This is a genomic window from Vibrio brasiliensis LMG 20546 (genome assembly GCF_000189255.1).
In the GTDB taxonomy this organism is placed as follows: domain Bacteria; phylum Pseudomonadota; class Gammaproteobacteria; order Enterobacterales; family Vibrionaceae; genus Vibrio; species Vibrio brasiliensis.
The window spans coordinates 1-18934 of the sequence record NZ_AEVS01000040.1; the positions used below are offsets into that span (position 1 = coordinate 1).

An 18934-nucleotide genomic window follows, 5' to 3' on the forward strand; every position below is an offset into this window, starting at 1 on the left:
TCGACAGCAATTGATGAAAACAAGCTTCTGGCGCAACACCAGGTGTTGGTTAAGCGTATAGTCAATCAGCTACGAGCTCACGCCACATCTCACTGCAGCATCGAAGATATGCAGCAAATCGGTTTAATAGGTCTGCTGGAGGCAGGCCGTCGATATGGCAATATCGATGACCCTAACTTCCCTGCCTTTGCTGTGTGTCGTATTCGCGGTGCAATTCTTGATGAATTGCGCCGTCTCGACTGGCGTTCACGCAAGACACGTCAACAAGCCCATGAGCTTAATGACGTGACTCGCGATCTGATGCGAAAACTTGGTCGCCAGCCCAGCGACGCGGAAATCATCAAAGCTTTAGGTACTGATGAACAGGACTATCTGGCGCGGCAAAATGCTTCACTGGCTGGTGAAATGCAAAGCCTGGACCAGCTAATCGAGAGTGGCGTTGAAAGCCATATTGATGCCAGTTACGACGGTATGGCTCACGAGCAGACCCGTCGTAGCCTCCAGGCTGCGCTAGACAAAATGCCACAACGGGAACAACTACTGTTAACCCTGTTTTATCAACACGAACTCAACCTTCACGAAATCGCCTTAGTTCTGAACCTGACGCCACCAAGGATCTGTCAGCTTCACAAACAAGCGTTAAAACAACTCAACCAATTTCTGTCCTGCTAGGAGTCACAAATGCAAAAATTCTTTGGAGCCATCACCGTCTTGTTGTGTGTCTTTGGCGGATATGTCTGGGCAGGAGGTAACCTCGGCGCCATCTGGCAACCTGCTGAGTACATGATCATCATAGGTGCAGCCGCGGGGTCTCTGATCATCGGTAACCCACCCCAGGTTCTTAAGGAGATGCGCCGCCAGATTGGGCTGACCATCTCTGGTCCAAAAGAGGAACGCGAATACTGTATGGAGCTCATGGCTCTGATGCAAGTGCTGCTTGAAACCGTACGCAGTGGTGGTTTCAAATCTCTCGACAAACACATAGAGAACCCGGAACAGAGCCCTATTTTCAGCCGTTACCCTCTGGTAGCAAAAGATTATCGCCTGGTTTCTTTCATTACCGACAATCTGCGTTTAATGGCGATGGGACAAATGTCGCCTCATGAATTAGAGGGACTGCTAGAACAAGAAATTGATGCTATTCAGACTGACCTATTGCTGCCGTCCCGTTCAATGCAACGTACCGCTGAAGCCCTACCCGGCTTTGGTATTTTGGCGGCAGTGGGCGGAATTATCATCACGATGCAAGCAATAGACGGCTCAATCGCGTTAATTGGCTACCATGTTGCAGCAGCCCTTGTCGGAACTTTCGTCGGTATCTTTGGTTGTTATTGCTGTTTAGATCCACTCAGCAACGCGATGGCACAAAGAGTCAAAAGGGATATGACCGCATTCGAATGTGTCAGAGCAACCCTGGTGGCGTACGTGGCGAAAAAACCAACACTACTGGCGATTGATGCCGGCCGTAAACATATTCAGCTCGATATCAAGCCCACTTTTAACCAGATGGAGAAGTGGTTAGCTGAGCAGGAGGGATAATGCAAAGACAAGAACAGGTGGTGTTCAAACGGAGTAAGAAACACGACCATGAGCCGCACCATGGCGGCGCGTGGAAAGTGGCCTTTGCCGACTTTATGATTGCGCTAATGGCACTGTTTTTAGTGTTATGGGTCATGCAAGTGGTTGATAAAGAAGAGCGTAAGGCGATCGTTGCTCACCTGCACAGTTCAAGCGTGTTTGATAAAAGCTACGGCAATCCTTTTGATACATCGCAGAGTATTTCTCCGATTGATCTCGCGTCTGATTCCTCAGTACCAAGCCGTCATGATTCAACCCATACGGTTAACTCATTTTTCGATGGCGATGGTGATGGTCCGGAAACTGACTCCTTGATTCCGGGGACATTTGATACTCAGGAGAGACTGGCTGCGCTAGCCAAGGTCATTGAAGAGGCTGTTCGTCAGAGTAGCGCTCAGGGCAACGTCAACGTCACCGTGACACCGCAAGGCTTGCGTGTCGTGCTGCAAGACGACTACAAGCAGCATATGTTTAGTCGTGGTGGTGCGGAACTAACACCTTTTTTCGAGGATCTGCTGCTTGCTCTGGCCCCCGTGTTCAAACGTGTGGTTAATCCTATCATTATTAGCGGTCATACCGATTCGACCCAGTTTAAGCATCGTTTTAAACAAGCTTCTAACTGGGAACTGTCAGCATCACGAGCTAATGTCGCACGGGTAACGTTAGTTTCTGGGGGAATGCCTGATGAGCGAGTATTACAAGTGACGGGGATGTCCGATCGCGCTCTGCTCAATAATGATGATCCTGAATCGAGTGAGAACCGTCGCATAGAGCTGTTTGTCCTCACGACTCCTGCAGCTCAGGTACTGCAGACCCTGTTTGGTGAACAGAACAACGGTGAACTACAGAAAGCTCGCGAGAAAGCGCGTTTTAACCAGCCTGTAATCCGACAGGAGCTGATTCACCACAACTCAGAAGTTGCTAACCAGTCAGCGCAACTCCAAGACCTTTAACACTGTGCCAGACGGCTGGCTGACCCTAGTAGCCTCTGGCCAAGCAGATTAAATAGATACTCATGCCTCAACATTCAGTCAAAAAAGCTAAAAAAGACGGTTTAAAGAAAGCCTTCTTATGGCTCATTATCATCGACTATATGTTGCTCACGCTGTTTCTGAGTCAGTTGTATAACATGACTCTCGATGCGGGAACGGGCATCAGCACACTCTTGCTGCTCTACAATGTGCTACTGACCTTTCTCTGTTTTCAGAGAACCAGTAACCAGGAAGCCCACATTATTTACCCGACCCTATCGGCAACCTTGCTGGCCTTTGTCTGTTTTCTCTATTACTTTTTTCTTATCTAGGAAGTTGGTATCCACTGCTCCGGCCGCCGCCTGATGTAATCACATCATGATTAGATTAACCGTGTTATTCAAATGCAGACACATTATAGGGGCAATGGGTTGACACAATTGATACATTACAAGCCCCCTATATTCATATAGAAGCTAAGTCTGTTAGTGTACAAACCTTCGTATAGATCATAAGTATCAAGAGAGAAATCATACTCGACTGACTCTGTAGGGCTTGTTATCACAATACTATCTCGTAAAAATAAGCCAGACTTCAACAATTCAACCAAAGAAACAGCAATATCGTTATTAACTTTTAGATTGTGCTTATTTTTAATTTGATCAAATATATTTAAAAAGTTATTAACTTTATCAATATAGTTTCTACCATTGAAATAATAATCTATCTGAACATTCGTCATAAGACATGTTTTCTGTTCTATAATTGCCATCCCCCCTGTATCATAAATAATAAACTGCCTTACAGTAGGCTCTTTGCTATCTTTATCAACAGAAAACAGCTCTTTCACTAGAAAGTCTGACTTAATATCGATAAAAGGTTCACTACAAGTAGATTTAGCACTTGAATAAAACGAAGTAAGTAAAAGTAATGCTACCCAAAAGAATTTCATTGAGAGCTCCTATATATCAACTTCTATGTGCCAGCATCTATTAGATTTATTTGTCTCATCAATAAACCTCAGTTTCCCTTCATGTTTCATAATTCTAAACTGATTAGAAATCTTATCAATTAGTGATTTGTCGTGATTATTTAAATTCAACATCGAGTTTACTCCCAAATCAATAATATTAACCTTTTCGTATTCATCGAAAGTTGTGCAGTGTTTAGACACTTTTTCTCCTTTTCTCAAAAGGCTTTCAATTTTTTTTGCCATGAGATCAATAACATTCGTTGCATTGTGATTTTCTTTATAAACTGTAAGCACTTTGTCACCCGCTCGTCCATAGAGTCTGAATTGGCTTTCTAAATCTTGCTTAGCGTTTCGATACATTACCCTAGCCTGTTCGTCAGGTGTTCTTAAAGTACTTGTAATGACCGCATGCTTTGCTCCTGCCCTTGAAAATGCCAGCCTAATGATTTCAATAGACTTCTGGCTTACTACTCTCTTATCGGCGGGTAAATCTTCTTTATATGTCACAACAACAGAATCAATCGATCTTTGGTATTCCCAACCTTCAACCAACGCTTCATCTAAACCCAATAACGTTCCTTGTCCAACGATTCCGTCAATGGTGCCTACTTGGTATGCCAGATGGGTATTGTTTGTCTCTTGGTACTCTTTCTGGAACTGTTCGACTTGTCGTTTTGTTGTTGGACCGAAATCTCCATCAGCGCCTGCATTACCAAAATCAAAGCCCAGTTTTATCAAAGCTTGCTGAATATATTCAACCTCTTGCCCGCGTGCGCCACTTTTATATGAATGAGATTCACGATTAGCAAGTTTGTCCAGAGTCAGAGATTGTTTGAGGAGCGGAGACTTTAACCTCAGTGCTTTAACAACTTCAGGTTTAGATTTCAGTTCCTGAGCACCTTGCCGACTGGCTGGTGAAGACGGTGGCGCAGCTGAACCCTCTTCTGCTAAGGCGTTCACCATACTCTGATAAGTAGCATCCATCTCTTGCGTACTCGCATGAGGTTTAAACCCGTGAATCTGGCCATCAACTTTAGAAAATCTCATCGCACTGGCGGATGCAATCAGGGTATTGGAGCCTTCAGGGCAACCACACATGACTAAGTCGCCGTCTAGCGCCGCCTGAACGTTATCGATAAAAACATCCCATCTTTCGATCGGGACAATTTTTCCCCAGCCCTTTTCGCATATAGGACATGTTGCGATCATCTCTATCTGGGTGGCTCCCTCGCCGACAAGCATAACGTTGCCAAGCCCTTGAGTAACAACACCTCCGGTCGTGGTGCTGTCTCCTTTATGAATTAAACCTCGTCCACCTACTTGTGCTGACATAAACGCCTCTCTTAAGCAAAGAGCCATAATTTATACAGAACGACACTATGCAACCTAAGTCACACAATTAAGGTGATTAATATAGGAACTAAACGGGCTGGAAATGTATCAATTGGGAAATAGATCCTGGAAAGGCGTTTTTTCTTAATTGAGAAAGGAGGTATGCCTGATTCGTCATGATTAACTCTTCACACATACCAAGTATCAGGTAAGTACTAACTGCGCAACAATGCGACCACAGAATGGCGCTTTACGTTGGCCTGAGCATTGAGGGCTGAAAAGGCATTGGAAAAAGTTGCCTCGCTCGAGGTGAATTGCTCCAGCTTACTGTTTACCTGGTCTGGACTAAGCACGTTTGACTGACGTGAAATTTGCGCCATTTGTGCACTAAGCTCTGAACCTATGCTTTTGCTCTCACTCAGTCCAACTTGAACCTGACGCAGATACTGATTCACTTTAACAATGGTCTGCTTAATGCCATCGCGCGACGCGAGGTCAAAATTCAATTCAGCGATCCCTTCAGGCTCCGGCTTTATCGTCATCATATTTGACTGTCCGGCAGGAAAGCGGTGCCCCTGCCCTGTCACCATAACTTTACTCTGCATCTGCTGAAACTGCTTCTCAGAAGATTCAAATAGTACGGTGCCATCATCACTCAGCGACGCTCGAAGACCTAGCGGCACCAGACTGCGATCTAACATTTTCACTGTCTGTTTCCCGTCTGAGCGACCGTCGAACTGAATCATCACTGATTTGCCATTAGGGAAATCTAGCCGGATCTGTTCCGCTTTATCACTTAAGCGATGAACATTAAGCCCGGGTATAGAAAAACGGCGCATATCGGCTCGGTCTAAGTTGAGCTTCAATTGGTTATCAATAACTTTACTGCCTTCAAACCGCGCTGCATCGAGGATTTGTTCGATATTGTCTTTGGCGCGAACCAGACCTTGTTGCAAGTCAGTGTTATTTGATGCACCAGCATTCATTGCCTGAGTCAGGCCCTTCTTGATTGCCGTAAGCTCACCACCGATGGCGTGAAGCGACTTGTAAGCGATCTGAACTGAAGTTGCGTTCCGTTGCCCTTGAGTAAGCAAAACACCAGACACCGAAAACGATGCTGGTGCCTGTGGTTGGGCCGTAACTGAGCGAGGTATAGTCTGACTTGCTGACTCCGATGAAGAGCGAGGCGGTGATATTGGTGCCTGCTCCGAGTTTGTCAGTCGAACATTATGAGGACGAACCTCAACGGTACTCATTACCATAGCGAAATTCCTGTCAGCTAGATTCGATTAAACAGACTCAAATCATTGATTTTCATGTAGCTGGCCTGAGTCGCCTGGAGCGCTGCCATATAATTACTTAAGCGCACTGAAGCCTCACCATAATCAAGTGCGGACAGGTCACTGGTCACTTTATCAACAAACAGTTTATTCTCACCGTGAGCGCTATCCATCAGATCAAGGTTGTTATGACGACCACCTAGCTCAGTCAGAGCACTCAGGACATTACCTGAAGTTGACTCAATAGCGTTTAAACTGGACTCTACCGTAGTACGAAATGCTGCAGTGGGTGCTTTAAACTCAGCAATCAAGTCATCTAGCTGATTAAGAACATTGTTACCACCCAGATCGAGAATCTCTTCGGCGGTCATGTTTGCTTCCATGCTAACGCCTTTAGCTACGGTTACCACACGTTTGTCATTATTACCTTCGATAACATAACTGCCACTGGCGTTAGATAGTGCTGCAGTGTCGGTTTTGGTGCCTGAAAATAGATAACGCCCCTCTTCATCCTGAGCGTTGAACGAAGAAACAATTGAAGAGCGCAAGCTCTCCAGTTCCGTGATGATGCCTACACGGTCATCGTCGGTCAAAGTACCGTTTGCGCCCCACAGAACGAGATCATTGATGCTTTTCAGGCTTTCATTTACTGAGTCTAAGTGGACTTCCTGACTCGATAACGCTGTCTTGACGTTAGCGATGTTAGATTGATACTGATTGATTGCCGACCCTTCACGATCAAGGTTCAACAACTGGATAGAGGCCATAGGATCATCAGATAACTTAGTTAAGCGATCGCTGGTTGCCATCTGTTGCATCACTTGCCCCAGGCCTGCGTTATTCAGTTGCAGGCTTTGCAGCATCATTTGGCTAAATTGAGTATCACTAATTCGCATAAATGTTCCCTATCTCTAAAATAGCTTGAGTACAGAATCAAACAGCTGATTGGCTGTACTGATCACTTTCATATTGGCGTTGTGCGCATTGGCAAAGGTCATCAGGTTAGCCGCTTCTTCGTCGCTGTTCACAGCACTAACATTGTCACGCGCCGCAATCGCCTGCTGATTAATCGCTAACTTGGCTTGGTAATCTGCATCGGCCTGACGCGCTTTAATTGCGGTTTCACCCACCATAGCGGTAAAGGCATCATTGAGGCTCAGCGAACCAAAACCTGTTACCGTAACCGCTTTGTTACTGATGGCGATAAGTGCGTCTAAGGTATCAGCGTTGCCGGGGTTACCATCACCAGACAGGGCGAGCTCATCCGGATCAATACCTGTCACGGTAAGGCTTGAAGCAGGGTTGGCAGGATCGTAACTAAACAGCGCGCTGCCCGCATTACCATTAAGGTCGGTACCTGTTGCCAGTACATTGTTGAACTCATCAGCAAGCGCCTTCGCCATATCATTGATAGCAACCTGATAAGGCTTTAACACCTCTGTTTGGAAATCATTGATGGCGCCGATTTGTCCACCTGTTGAACCTGTAATCGCAAAGCTTTGGTTGCCAAATTCGACCTGCATATCAGCCAGATACGCATCACTAGGGTCTGGCACGGCTTTAAGCTGGCCAGCATCGCTCCCCATGACCAGAGGCTGACCTGACGCTAAGGTTACCTGAAGGCTACCATCAGCCTGTGCCGTGGTTTTTACTTCAACGACTTTGGACAGTTCGCCGATCAGGGCGTCACGTTCATCCATTAACTGCGCTGGATTGCCACCCGTTCCCTGCATCTCAACAATCTGTTTGTTCACGTCAGCAATGTTTGTCATCAGACTATTTGCATGGGACACCGCAGCACTGCGCTGATCACTCATGTCTTTGTGCTGGTTATGCAGCGACTCAGTCAAGGTATTAAAACGACGTGATAACGCCTCTGCTTCATTAATGATCTGTTGACGATAAGGAATCGACTCAGGCTTTACCGTCGCATCATTGAGGGCAGAAAATAGCGTATCCAGACCCGCCGACAAGCTGAAACCATCAGCGCCAAGTGTGTTCTCTAACTGGCTCATGTTGGTGGTATAGCGGGTCGCATAAGCAGAAAGGCTATTGGTCGACCAGGTTTGTTGGATCAGAAACTGGTCAGTGACACGGCGAATACTCGCCACTTCAACACCCATGCCAGCACTTAACTTGTCATATTTCCCTGCACCCACCGAGGTCATCATCGCCTGCTGGCGACTGTATCCCGGAGTGTTAATATTGGAGACGTTCTGCGCTGTCACATCCAGTGCGACGCGATTTGCATTAAGGCCCGATAAGGCAATATTAACCAAATTCATTTACAGCTCCATTTTTCGAATCAGAGGTTGAGCAAAGGCAGTAGTGACACCTGCTTCCCCCAACATTTGCCTAACAGAGGCGACCGTCTCTTGAGTGGAATGAAGTGGCTGGTCATTTTTTGCTAACTCGGCAGAGTCAACTTGAGACACTTGTTCCAACTCAGTCAGGTTTTCGTTAGCGGAAGCCTTAAGTGCTGCGGGGGAAAACGCCACTTCAGAGACAGATGGGCTAAGTTGTTTAACCAACATATCGGCAATACCAGAACTCTGCTTCTTGGCCATCTCAATAGCCAACTGCCCGTCGTACATATCGCGGAACATGCCATGTTGTTGGCTGGAAAAGGGGCTATCTTCATCTGCGAGCACATCACTGCTGCTGCGCATCTGACGTAATACCAACTGTAAAAACATCGCCTCAAACTGCCCCGCCACTGCTTGCAATGCCTGACCATCTTGCTGGTTGTTCTTAATCTTCATCAGCGCACTGTTATCGTGGTACAGCATCGTATTCATTTGCGCCTGTTCATTTACCGAATCAAATTTCATTACGACTCCTTAAATGACCACTAGCTCTGCGTTAAGCGCACCGGCTTCATGCAGTGCCTGAAGAATTGACATCAGGTCAGTAGGCGTTGCACCTAAGCTATTCACCGCGTTAACTATGGTGTTGAGTTCAGTACCCGGAGGCCAGATCGCCATCTGAGCTCGCTCTTCACTGACATCAAGTTGTGACTGGTCAACGACTGTGGTTTCTCCATCCGCAAACGCATTTGGCTGACTGACTTGCTGGGACTCAGCAATGGTCACCGTCAGATTGCCGTGGCTGACCGCCGCTTCACTGACTTTGACGCTCTTGCCAATCACTACCGTACCGGTACGAGAGTTGAAAACGATACGCGCAGGCTTGCGGCCTTCAACCACACTGATCTCTTCCAGCATCGACATCATTACCACTCGCTGCTGGCTGTCCTTTGGAGCACGAATATTGATACGCACATTGTTTTTCGCTACGGCGACTTCAGGGCCGAAGATATTGTTCACTTCACGGGCAATGTTCTTAGCGGTAGTAAAACTCGGCTTACGCAGGTTAAGTACGATGTGCTGTTGCTCCGAGAAGTCACTCGCCACTTCGCGTTCCAGAGTTGCGCCCCCCGGAATTCGACCTGACGTTGGAGTGTTAATCACGATCTTCGAGCCACTTTTACCCTCAGCAGACACGCCGCCAACCACTACGTTACCTTGCGCAATAGCGTAGACTTCACCGTCAATACCGCGTAAGGGCGTCAGTAGCAGCGTACCGCCACGCAAACTTTTGGCATCACCAATAGATGAAACCACAACATTGAGCTTCTGCCCCGGCCCCGCCATCGGCTCAACCGTTGCAGTGACACTAACCGAAGCTACGTTACGTAATTTCGGATCTGTCGTATCGTCGATTTGCACCCCGAACTGGCGCAGCATGTTGGTCACAGACTGGGAAGTAAACTTGACCTGATTACGGTCACCCTGACCATCCAGACCAACCACTAAGCCATAGCCAACCAATTGGTTTTCTCGGATACCCTGCACATCAACCAGATCCATCACGGGAATGGTTGCTTCAGCCTGTGCCGAGGCGCTTGCCCCTAAAGAGAGCATTAGCAACATGCCTGTCAGTAATGAACGGCGCTGTTTGGCAAGACCATGTTCTCCTGCATGAGAAGAAGAGGTCGCTCCGATAGAGAACATTAGTAATATCGTGGTCATGAAAGAAAATTGTTGTTTCATTAAAACGGTACCCAAGGACTGTTGAAAAATTGCGTCAGCCAACCTGAGGCATTGCTGTCAGCTAATGCGCCACGTCCAGAATAAGTAATGCGAGCATCACCGATGCGTGATGAAGGAACTTGATTATTGCGGCTGATATCATCGACACGCACAATGCCAGTCAGGCGAATAAACTCATCGCCCTGATTGAGACGAATCCACTTTTCACCGCTGATACGAAGAACACCGTTCGGCAGCACATCATGCACAGTCACTGTTATTGCACCTTCAAGCTTATTGCCCTGAGAACTGGAGGCACTGCCATCAAAGCTGCGGTCGGCATCAATACTGGCCGCCAACTCATCGATTGTTTTTCCGGCGATGCTTGGTGCAGCAAATCCGACACTGGCTGATTTGCCATATTGAGTATCAGCCTTTTTGCTCGACTCAGTTTCTTCAGACAAAACCACCGTCAACATGTCGCCGACCCGATAGGCTCGTCGGTCCTGAAACAGAGTCATGGTGTACTGGTGACGATAAAGGCTGCCATGCTGAGGTGCTGGTAAGGAGTAATCTAACGCCGGCGGAGCATATTTTTCTTCGTCAGGTTCCGGTGGCGTAAACTCTTGTCGGCCAGCACAACCAACCAGTAATACCGCCACCAGCGGCCAGGTTTTCGACAATGCCTTCATTTATCGTTCCTTTATCATCACTCAGTTACTAGACAGATTGGGCGACAAACTTAAGCATGTCGTCAGCGGCAGAGACCACTTTGGCGTTCATTTCGTAGGCGCGCTGAGTAGTGATCATATCAACCATCTCTTCCACGACCTGAACATTGGAGCCTTCCAGCGCCCCCTGCTTAATAATGCCGACACCATCTTCTCCGGCAGTCAGTTCATCAGCCTGTCCGCTGGCTTCAGTTTCACGGAACAGGTTGCCACCAACCGCTTCCAGACCCGCCGGATTGATAAACTTAGCTAAAGTAATCTGGCCCAACTGCTCTGGCGTACTGCTGTCGACTGTGGTCGCAGTAACGGTTCCGTCGACACCAACAGACAGTGACAAGGCGTTATCCGGGATCTGAATTTGTGGCTCAAGAGGGAGACCCTGACTATTCACCATTAACCCTTCAGAGTTGACGTGGAACTGGCCATTGCGGGTATACATGATCTGGCCATCTGAGTTTTCAATCTGAAAGAAGCCTTGTCCCATTACCGCCAGGTCGTATTGTTGACTAGTGTTTTGGGTATTACCCTGAGTAAATACTTTTTGTGTCCCCACTACACGAACACCACTACCCAGTTGAACACCTGAAGGCAGCTCATTAACCTGGTCGACCTGAGCCCCCGGCTGACGCTGGATGCTGTAGAACAGATCTTCAAATACCACTCGATCACGCTTAAAGCCGACCGTGTTAACGTTGGCCAGGTTGTTGGAAATTGCGGTCATCTTAGTATCTTGAGCCGCCATGCCAGTTTTACTGACCCATAATGCTGAATGCATTTTCTACTCCTTTAGACGCCGCTTAGCGCGACGACATTAATTTGTTACCAGCCTGAGCTAAGGTTTCGGCTGTTTTCATCATCCTTACCTGCATCTCGAAATTACGCGTCAGCGACATCACGTTAAGTAGCTCGTCGATAGCAGACACGTTACTGCCCTCGATATGTTCAGGCGCAAGCTGGACAGTTTCATCAGCAACAAACGGATTACCATCAACGCTATGCAGTAGACTGTCGCTGTGCTTTTCCAGTTGATTGGTTTCCGGTTTAACCAGTTTTAACGTGCCAACTTCAAGTTCAGCGCCACCACCTGGAGGTACCACCGAAATACGACCGCGTTCACTGATTTCCACTTTCTGATAGTCAGGCAGAATCAATGGTCCGCCATCACCAAGAACGGCAAAGCCGTTAATGCTCAGAGCACCAAATGGATCGACTTTGATGTTACCGGCACGGGTGTAAGCTTCCTGACCGTCGGCAGTCTGTACCGTTAGGTAACCGTCCCCCATGACTGCCACATCAAGCGGGCGCCCCGTTTTAACTATGTCCCCTTCATCAAAACGAGTTGATGCAGAGTTAGTTACCACCATGGTGCGACCATCAAAGCCAGAGCCCTGAAGAGGAATGCTCGATACTCGTTCCATATCAGCGCGAAAGCCTGCCGTATCAGCATTCGATAAGTTGTTGGAGCGTACATGCTGAGCCTGAAGAACCCGGCTAGCGCCTGAAGTTGCGGTAAATAGCAAACTGTCCATAGCAAACTCCGTTAAACTGCGTTAAACAGAGCCTGAGTCAGCTTGTCATTGGTTGAGATAGTCTTAGCGTTGGCCTGATAGTTACGCTGTGCGGTCATCAGGTTAACCAGCTCGCTCGTTAAATCGACATTCGAACCTTCCAATGCGCCAGGGGTTAAGTCGCCCAGAGTGCCTGAGCCCGGAACACCCATAATTGGCGCTCCTGAACTGAAACTTTGCGTCCACGCTGTTCCACTCACTTTTGCTAAGCCTTGCGGGTTAGCGAAATCAGCCAGAACAACCTGACCTTGCAACTGCGACTGTCCATTAGTGTAGGTCGCGTAAACCATGCCATTATCTTCAACGCGAACACCCGCTAGTTCACCTGATGTGTAACCATTCGGGTTATTGGTGCTAACACCAAATGAGGCACCAAACTGAGTGCTACCTGCAAGATTGATATCTATGCTCATTGGATTTGCACCAGCAGCCGGGAAGGCAACGTTATAGCTACCCGTTGGTGTCGCTAGGGTGCCGTCGGCATTAAATGTCATTGCCACTGTCGAAGCTGGCGTGCTGCCACCATCAACCTGAACATTGACTTCCCAGCTATTGGCTGCAGTTTTGGTGAAGTACTGGGTCACCGTGTGTGAGTTACCCAACGAATCAAACACCTTAGTGGTATAAGATGAGTTAAAAGAGTCGGTGTTGTTCGGGTCAAATGGATTAACCGTCTGGTCAACAACGCTAGCACTGGCATCAAGGTTGGCAACAAACTCCATGCTGTCGGTCGCTTTGGCCGCCAACGATGAAGTTGAGATCTTGATGTCACCAGATGCGCCGGTAAGCAAGTTATTATTGCCATCAACGCTGTAACCCTGCAGCTTGGCGCCTGTATTACCTGTTACATAGTTATCTTTATCGGTACCAAATACGCCAGAACGAGTGTAAAGAAGCTGTCCAGAGGTATCTTTGGTGATAAAGAAGCCACTGCCATTAATAGCTAAGTCCATCGCTCGACCAGTACCACTTACCGAACCATTCTTATCAAAGTTCTGAGAAATCGACGCAACTTCCACACCACCTGGCTGCATTCCGTTATAAACCGCAGCAAATTCTGTACGTGCACCTTTAAATCCGTAAGTCGATGCATTGGCGATATTGTGGCTGATGGTGTTCAGCTCAGTATTAGTCGCATCCAGGCCGCTAAGGGCGATATTAAAACTCATAATTAACCTCTTTATTCCTTATTGGTTATGCACCAAACTGAGTGATCTGATAGAAGGGAACGCTGCCGACACCTTCGATATTGACGAAAGCTGCACCGCCCGAGCTTGGGATTCTTACTTGTTCGACAGTTCCGGCCATCAGGATGTTAGGCGCAGACTGGCCTTCCTGAACTTCAACTGAAACGGTGTAGTTACCCGGTTTCAGGCCGAGCTTTTCCGGGTCGATTGAAAAGTCGACATCCCCGGCAGGATGCGCACCTAGCGGCACTTTGGTTGACTGACCAAACTGGTCTTTAACCACTAAGGTCACCTGACTGGATGAGTGAGCAAGCTCCAGCTTGCCGTTCTGAACCTGTTCTCCAAGTTCAAATTCATTGCTTGAGACATAAACCGTCTGTCCCACTAAGCCAGCAGTCGAGAGCACCTGCATGTTGTCGAGCAATACCATGCTGTTCTGCATCATGGTCGACATGTTTTCGGTACTTTGAACCTGAGAAAATTGCGCTAGCTGACTGACGTACTCAGTGCCATCAAGTGGGTTGAGTGGATCCTGATTCTGGATCTGAGCCACCATCAGACTGATAAACTCGTTTTCCAGCGAAGAAGCACTATTCATGTCGAGTGGATTACCAGAGATGCCCTGCTGAGCTCCGGATGTATCCAACGGAGTGTCAGAACTTAGTGCGTTATATGATGCGATACTCATTAGCCACCCTGCCCTAGTTTAAGCAGACCCTGCTGCATGCTCTTGACGTTAGTCAGCACTTCAACATTGGTTTCAAAGCTACGAGTCGCCGACATCATGTCAGCCATTTCTGAAACCACATCCACATCAGGGTAGTAAACATAACCTTCATCATTTGCCAGAGGGTTACTAGGCTCGAAACGCTTTTCTGCTTTGCCCTCACTCTGTACAACATCGACAATTCGCACTTCCGCATTGGGATAAGCACCTTCGCTGGCGGTAAGCTGGGTCTTGTTGTAGACAGTTGCAAATACAGGTTTTAGCGCTTTGTAGGCATCATCAGGGTTAGCCGAAACCGCATCCGCATTCGCTAAGTTACTGGCTACAGTATTGAGCCGAACGGTCTGTGCATTCATCGCCGAACCGGCAATGGAATAAATATCGGTAAATGACATGATTAACGTCCCTCAATAACTTTCGCTAAGCCTTTGAATTTCATGTTGAGAAACGTCAGGCTAGTCTGAAAGTCCATGTTGTTTTGGGTGAATTTTCCTTGCTCGACACTCAGCTCGACGGTATTGCCATCCTTGCTGTTCTGATAAGGAATCGAATACTGGGAAGAAATCTGCAATTGAGGCACAGGCTTGTGCACGCTTTGCGGCGCCATTTGATTCATTACCGTGGTAAAACTGAGGTCCTTCGCCAGATACCCTGGGGTATCAACATTTGCTAGGTTACTAGCGAGGACTTTGGTACGCTGAACCCGAAAATTCAGCGCGTCAGGATGAACTCCCAACGCATTTTCAAACGATATAGCCATGCATTTTTCCTTACAGTCGGCTCGAACAGGGAGTATTAAAACAAGATGCATGCCACAAAAATAACAACACAAAATCAATGACTTACAAAAAAGAAAGGAAAGCAAACTTCCGCCTTACGGAAGTGCTGAATTCGACGAGGAACCGATTTGTTTCCTCTTTAAGCTTCGCGATCATTACCGCACTGCTGTTGACCACAACCAGGGTCAATGGCGCGGAGGATTTAATGACCGCAAAAGGGATAAAAAGCCAGGTTAGCGAACAGTTTTCTCAGCAAGTCGCGAGGCTCGCTGGACAACGTCATTGGCAAAACTATCAGCTCAACGCTGAGATCAGGGTTCCCGCCTCAGCCAATCATCTTCCTGAATGCCCGAACCCACTGGTTATCTCCGATGGTGACAATAAAGCCCTGCCAATAGGCAATTTGAAACGTTCGGTTAGTTGCCAGTCAGCCGATGTAGACTGGCGACTCAACGTCTCGATCAAATCAACGCTGACCCTAAACGTGCTGGTCGCCAAATCTCCGATCAATCGCGATGATTCCATCACTCGTGATTTAGTCACCATTGAGCAGCGCACCTTAAATCGCGAGCAAGACTTTTATACTCAGTTCGATCAGGTTCGCTACAAACTCGCCACCAGACGTATTCGTTCCGGACAGATAATCGACGGACGCAAGCTGCAGACACCCGCTCTAGTCGCCAAAGGTAATCAAGTGATTATTAGTGCGGGTAAGGGTGGCTTTAGTGCAACGACCAAAGGGGTCGCCTTAGAACAAGGCGCACACGGACAGCAGATCGAAGTACGCAATATCTCGTCGGGCAAAGTCGTAAAAGCCGTGGTCACCGGGCTAAATCAGGTCGCGACTCAATTCTGATTTTTGGACTGAAGTTATCATTTTGAACATTGACCACTCGTAAATCGGGCACAAATTCAGGTAGTTATAAAAAGTTTCCATTTGGATTTAATTTTTCCGCGTGCTGGTCGCATTAAACCTGTAACCAAGATGATTTAGGACTTACAGCATGAAAATCGATAAAGTTGCGGGCGGTCATGTCCCGCAAACCAGCTTGAATCAAGCCTCTAAAAAATCACCTCAAACCACAGCAGCCCAACCGGCTCAAGACGCAGTCATCAACATCAACACTGCGGCGCTAGACAAGGCACAAGCTCAGCTCGAAGCGTTGCCAGATGTCGATATGGCTAAAGTTGAGCAAGTACGTAGTGCATTAGCCAAAGGTGAACTGACTCTGGATACTAAGGCGCTGTCTCAAGCAGTACTTCAGTTTCACACAGGTCACGAATAGAGCCGCCGTAGCGCGAGCAAATTAAGGAATCATGATGGCGACAGAGACTTCACGAGTTATTCAGGCCTTTCTCCGTACCATTAGCGAAGATGTGCGCCTTTACCGCAAGCTGACTGAACTACTCAAAGTGCAAAAATCGCTTTATCTGACTTTTGATGCGACCAGACTGCAACAGAATATTGACCAGCAGCAGCCACTGCTTGACCAACTCGAACGTAACGCAGAACTGCGCAGTCAAACGATCAAACGACTTGGACTGACAGCCGATGTAAGCGGCGTCGAGAAACTGTTTCAGGCGCTGCCAAAGCCGCTTGGCGCTAAAGTTTCTCAGCAATGGCAGTTGCTTCAGTCACTGGTTGCCGAGTGTCAACAGCTCAATCATGATAATGGTGTCAGCTCAGCGACATTTCATGAGCTAGTGAGCCAGTTGAAGCAGCCTGCCTCGCACACCTATGCGGAGCAGTTATGAGCTGGATGTCGCAGTGTCGATTTACCGGGCAATACTAATTCGCACCGTCGTCCTGGCACTAGCACTGTGCACATTAGTGACACATGGTGCTCCGTTACCCGACCAGATTACTCGTCAAAAGCAACATCTGGCTCCTTATCAGGCTCAGATTCAAGCCCGGCTTGACGCTAACCACTCTCTGATCCGTGATATCTCACAGCAGCTAGAGGAGCAGAAACTGCCCACCCTGTTGGCTCTGCTGCCAATGTTAGAGTCCTCATTTAATCCCAAAGCCGTTTCTCACGCCAACGCCGCTGGACTATGGCAGCTAATTCCTGCTACCGCGCAACGTTTTGGTCTGGAGGTGAGTCAAAACCAAGATCAGAGATTTGATACACAAGCGAGTACTCAGGCCGCCATTCAGTACCTCAGTTTTCTGCACAATAAGTTTGATGATCTTGCATTAGCTCTGGCAGCCTACAACGCAGGGGAAGGCCGAGTCTCACGGGCGATTAAACAAGCGGGTAGCACTCACTTTTCAGCACTCAAGCTACCAAAAGAAACCCGTCAATATGTCAGCCGTTTTTATGCGTTGCTCGAACTGGTCGAATGGCAGCACCTGACTCAACCACAACCGAACACACTGTTTTTATTCGGTCAAAGCACCAGTCAGCCCCTCATCGATTTAACTCCTCTCCCCCCACTAATCACGTTGTAATGTCTATTTTTTGCCATCTATGCGGCAATTTACTCCCAAACGACTCAATATCCCGTATAATTTTTACTCAACAATAGAAAACCTTATATTTCCTTGGTTGTTATTGGACTAGCAAAGCAGGATAATGTCGGGATCGGAATTTCAAAATTATATAACTATGACCGAATATCTTTTGTTGTTGGTCGGCACAGTGCTGGTCAACAACTTTGTACTGGTGAAGTTTCTGGGTTTATGTCCATTTATGGGCGTGTCGAAAAAGCTAGAAACGGCAATTGGAATGGGGTTAGCGACTACGTTCGTTTTAACCTTAGCGTCAGTGTGCGCGTATCTTGTTGAAAGCTACATCCTGGATCCGCTCAATCTACAATACCTGAGAACCATGAGTTTCATTCTGGTGATCGCGGTAGTGGTACAGTTCACTGAAATGGTTGTACACAAAACCAGCCCAACGCTATATCGACTGCTCGGTATCTTTTTACCACTTATCACTACCAACTGCGCGGTGTTAGGTGTTGCCCTGCTTAACATCAACGAAAACCACAACTTCATCGAATCCATCATCTATGGTTTCGGTGCAGCAGTTGGTTTCTCGCTGGTATTGATTCTGTTCGCTTCAATGCGTGAACGAATCGCCGCAGCCGATGTGCCAATGCCCTTCAAAGGGGCGTCGATTGCCATGATCACCGCAGGGTTGATGTCTCTTGCCTTCATGGGCTTTACAGGTTTGGTGAAGTTGTAATGAGCTCAATATTAATCGCGATTATCGCCATTGCTGTTCTTGCAGCAGTGTTTGGTGCCGTACTGGGTTTTGCTTCTATTCGCTTCAAAGTTGAAGCCGACCCTATCGTCGACCAGATTGACAGTATTCTGCCCCAGACCCAGTGTGGTCAGTGTGGCTATCCAGGTTGTCGCCCGTACGCAGAGGCGATTGCCAATGGTGATGAGATCAACAAATGTCCTCCGGGCGGTCAGGCTACGATTGAAAAACTTGCAGATCTTATGGGCGTTGAAGCAACGGACTCAGCTCACGATCTGGAAAACGCAGTAAAAACCGTGGCATTTATCCATGAGGATATGTGTATTGGTTGTACCAAATGTATTCAGGCCTGTCCTGTTGACGCCATTGTAGGTGGTACTAAGGCACTACATACTGTCATTAAGGACGAGTGTACAGGCTGTGACCTCTGTGTTGCTCCTTGTCCAACAGACTGTATTGAAATGATTCCTGTAGAAACGACTACAGCGAGCTGGAAGTGGCAGATGGACGCCATTCCTGTTGTTGATATTACCGATTCTGCCCCAGAGCAGAAAAGTGTGAATTAAGG

Annotated in this window: 24 protein-coding genes; 10 read left to right on the plus strand and 14 right to left on the minus strand. The window is 47.6% G+C overall.

What is annotated here, in order from left to right; genetic code table 11:
- The 4 genes from RH46_RS06385 to RH46_RS06400 all read left to right on the plus strand — a co-directional run.
- The coding region (locus RH46_RS06385) for a FliA/WhiG family RNA polymerase sigma factor (protein WP_006878572.1) at positions 1-672 on the plus strand (672 nt) is incomplete at its 5' end.
- A 9-nt stretch (positions 673-681) separates the two neighbouring features.
- Positions 682-1539 carry a flagellar motor stator protein MotA gene (gene motA, locus RH46_RS06390; protein WP_006878573.1) on the plus strand — a complete coding sequence of 286 codons (858 nt, stop codon included), beginning with the start codon at positions 682-684 and terminating at the stop codon, positions 1537-1539.
- Positions 1539-2531 (plus strand): flagellar motor protein MotB, encoded by a 993-nt coding sequence (locus RH46_RS06395; RefSeq protein WP_006878574.1) that lies wholly within the window; start codon positions 1539-1541, stop codon positions 2529-2531. Before motA ends, RH46_RS06395 begins: the two co-directional genes overlap by 1 nt.
- A 62-nt stretch (positions 2532-2593) precedes the next feature.
- Complete coding sequence (locus tag RH46_RS06400) at positions 2594-2881, plus strand: hypothetical protein (protein ID WP_006878575.1); 288 nt, start codon at positions 2594-2596, stop codon at positions 2879-2881.
- 116 nt (positions 2882-2997) lie between these two features.
- Here the strand turns inward: RH46_RS06400 and RH46_RS06405 are convergent, their stop codons facing one another.
- The 14 genes from RH46_RS06405 to flgB form a co-directional block, all read right to left on the minus strand.
- The gene (locus RH46_RS06405; protein WP_006878576.1) at positions 2998-3501 is read right to left on the minus strand and encodes a hypothetical protein; all 504 of its coding nucleotides are present in this window, start codon (positions 3499-3501) and stop codon (positions 2998-3000) included.
- Positions 3502-3510: 9 nt separating this feature from the next.
- Positions 3511-4854: a PAAR domain-containing protein gene (locus tag RH46_RS21605; RefSeq protein ID WP_006878577.1), complete on the minus strand. Its 1344-nt coding sequence runs from the start codon at positions 4852-4854 to the stop codon at positions 3511-3513.
- A 215-nt stretch (positions 4855-5069) separates the two neighbouring features.
- Complete coding sequence (locus RH46_RS06415; protein WP_006878578.1) at positions 5070-6116, minus strand: hypothetical protein; 1047 nt, start codon at positions 6114-6116, stop codon at positions 5070-5072.
- A 17-nt stretch (positions 6117-6133) separates the two neighbouring features.
- Positions 6134-7030, minus strand: coding sequence for a flagellar hook-associated protein FlgL (flgL, locus tag RH46_RS06420; RefSeq protein WP_006878579.1), 897 nt, complete (start codon positions 7028-7030; stop codon positions 6134-6136).
- A gap of 15 nt (positions 7031-7045) precedes the next feature.
- Positions 7046-8419, minus strand: coding sequence for a flagellar hook-associated protein FlgK (gene flgK, locus RH46_RS06425; protein WP_006878581.1), 1374 nt, complete (start codon positions 8417-8419; stop codon positions 7046-7048).
- Positions 8420-8965 carry a rod-binding protein gene (locus RH46_RS06430; RefSeq protein ID WP_006878582.1) on the minus strand — a complete coding sequence of 182 codons (546 nt, stop codon included), beginning with the start codon at positions 8963-8965 and terminating at the stop codon, positions 8420-8422.
- 9 nt (positions 8966-8974) lie between these two features.
- Positions 8975-10066 carry a flagellar basal body P-ring protein FlgI gene (locus RH46_RS06435; RefSeq protein WP_086013118.1) on the minus strand — a complete coding sequence of 364 codons (1092 nt, stop codon included), beginning with the start codon at positions 10064-10066 and terminating at the stop codon, positions 8975-8977.
- A gap of 119 nt (positions 10067-10185) precedes the next feature.
- On the minus strand, positions 10186-10857 hold the full coding sequence (gene flgH / locus RH46_RS06440) for a flagellar basal body L-ring protein FlgH (protein ID WP_006878585.1): 672 nt from the start codon (positions 10855-10857) through the stop codon (positions 10186-10188).
- 28 nt (positions 10858-10885) lie between these two features.
- Positions 10886-11671, minus strand: coding sequence for a flagellar basal-body rod protein FlgG (gene flgG, locus RH46_RS06445; RefSeq protein WP_006878587.1), 786 nt, complete (start codon positions 11669-11671; stop codon positions 10886-10888).
- 22 nt (positions 11672-11693) lie between these two features.
- Entirely contained in the window at positions 11694-12425 is a 732-nt protein-coding gene (locus tag RH46_RS06450; protein WP_006878588.1) for a flagellar basal body rod protein FlgF, read from the minus strand.
- 11 nt (positions 12426-12436) lie between these two features.
- Complete coding sequence (gene flgE / locus RH46_RS06455) at positions 12437-13633, minus strand: flagellar hook protein FlgE (RefSeq protein WP_006878590.1); 1197 nt, start codon at positions 13631-13633, stop codon at positions 12437-12439.
- A gap of 25 nt (positions 13634-13658) precedes the next feature.
- Positions 13659-14339, minus strand: a complete 681-nt coding sequence (gene flgD, locus RH46_RS06460; protein ID WP_006878591.1) for a flagellar hook assembly protein FlgD — start codon at positions 14337-14339, stop codon at positions 13659-13661.
- Positions 14339-14773: a flagellar basal body rod protein FlgC gene (gene flgC / locus RH46_RS06465; protein ID WP_006878592.1), complete on the minus strand. Its 435-nt coding sequence runs from the start codon at positions 14771-14773 to the stop codon at positions 14339-14341. The genes flgD and flgC overlap by 1 nt, the downstream gene beginning before the upstream one ends.
- A 2-nt stretch (positions 14774-14775) precedes the next feature.
- Positions 14776-15138, minus strand: a complete 363-nt coding sequence (gene flgB / locus RH46_RS06470) for a flagellar basal body rod protein FlgB (protein ID WP_006878594.1) — start codon at positions 15136-15138, stop codon at positions 14776-14778.
- Between the two features lie 224 nt (positions 15139-15362).
- Between flgB and flgA the strand changes: the two genes are divergently transcribed.
- From flgA to rsxB, 6 genes are all read left to right on the plus strand, one after another.
- Positions 15363-16013 (plus strand): flagellar basal body P-ring formation chaperone FlgA, encoded by a 651-nt coding sequence (gene flgA / locus RH46_RS06475; protein WP_006878595.1) that lies wholly within the window; start codon positions 15363-15365, stop codon positions 16011-16013.
- Positions 16014-16161: 148 nt separating this feature from the next.
- Positions 16162-16443 (plus strand): flagellar biosynthesis anti-sigma factor FlgM, encoded by a 282-nt coding sequence (gene flgM, locus RH46_RS06480; RefSeq protein ID WP_006878596.1) that lies wholly within the window; start codon positions 16162-16164, stop codon positions 16441-16443.
- A gap of 34 nt (positions 16444-16477) precedes the next feature.
- Positions 16478-16912, plus strand: coding sequence for a flagellar protein FlgN (locus tag RH46_RS06485; RefSeq protein ID WP_006878601.1), 435 nt, complete (start codon positions 16478-16480; stop codon positions 16910-16912).
- Positions 16896-17609, plus strand: coding sequence for a lytic transglycosylase domain-containing protein (locus RH46_RS06490; protein WP_083810767.1), 714 nt, complete (start codon positions 16896-16898; stop codon positions 17607-17609). The genes RH46_RS06485 and RH46_RS06490 overlap by 17 nt, the downstream gene beginning before the upstream one ends.
- A gap of 157 nt (positions 17610-17766) precedes the next feature.
- On the plus strand, positions 17767-18348 hold the full coding sequence (gene rsxA / locus RH46_RS06495; RefSeq protein WP_006878603.1) for an electron transport complex subunit RsxA: 582 nt from the start codon (positions 17767-17769) through the stop codon (positions 18346-18348).
- Entirely contained in the window at positions 18348-18932 is a 585-nt protein-coding gene (rsxB, locus tag RH46_RS06500; protein WP_006878604.1) for an electron transport complex subunit RsxB, read from the plus strand. Before rsxA ends, rsxB begins: the two co-directional genes overlap by 1 nt.
- The last annotated feature ends 2 nt before the right edge of the window (positions 18933-18934 follow it).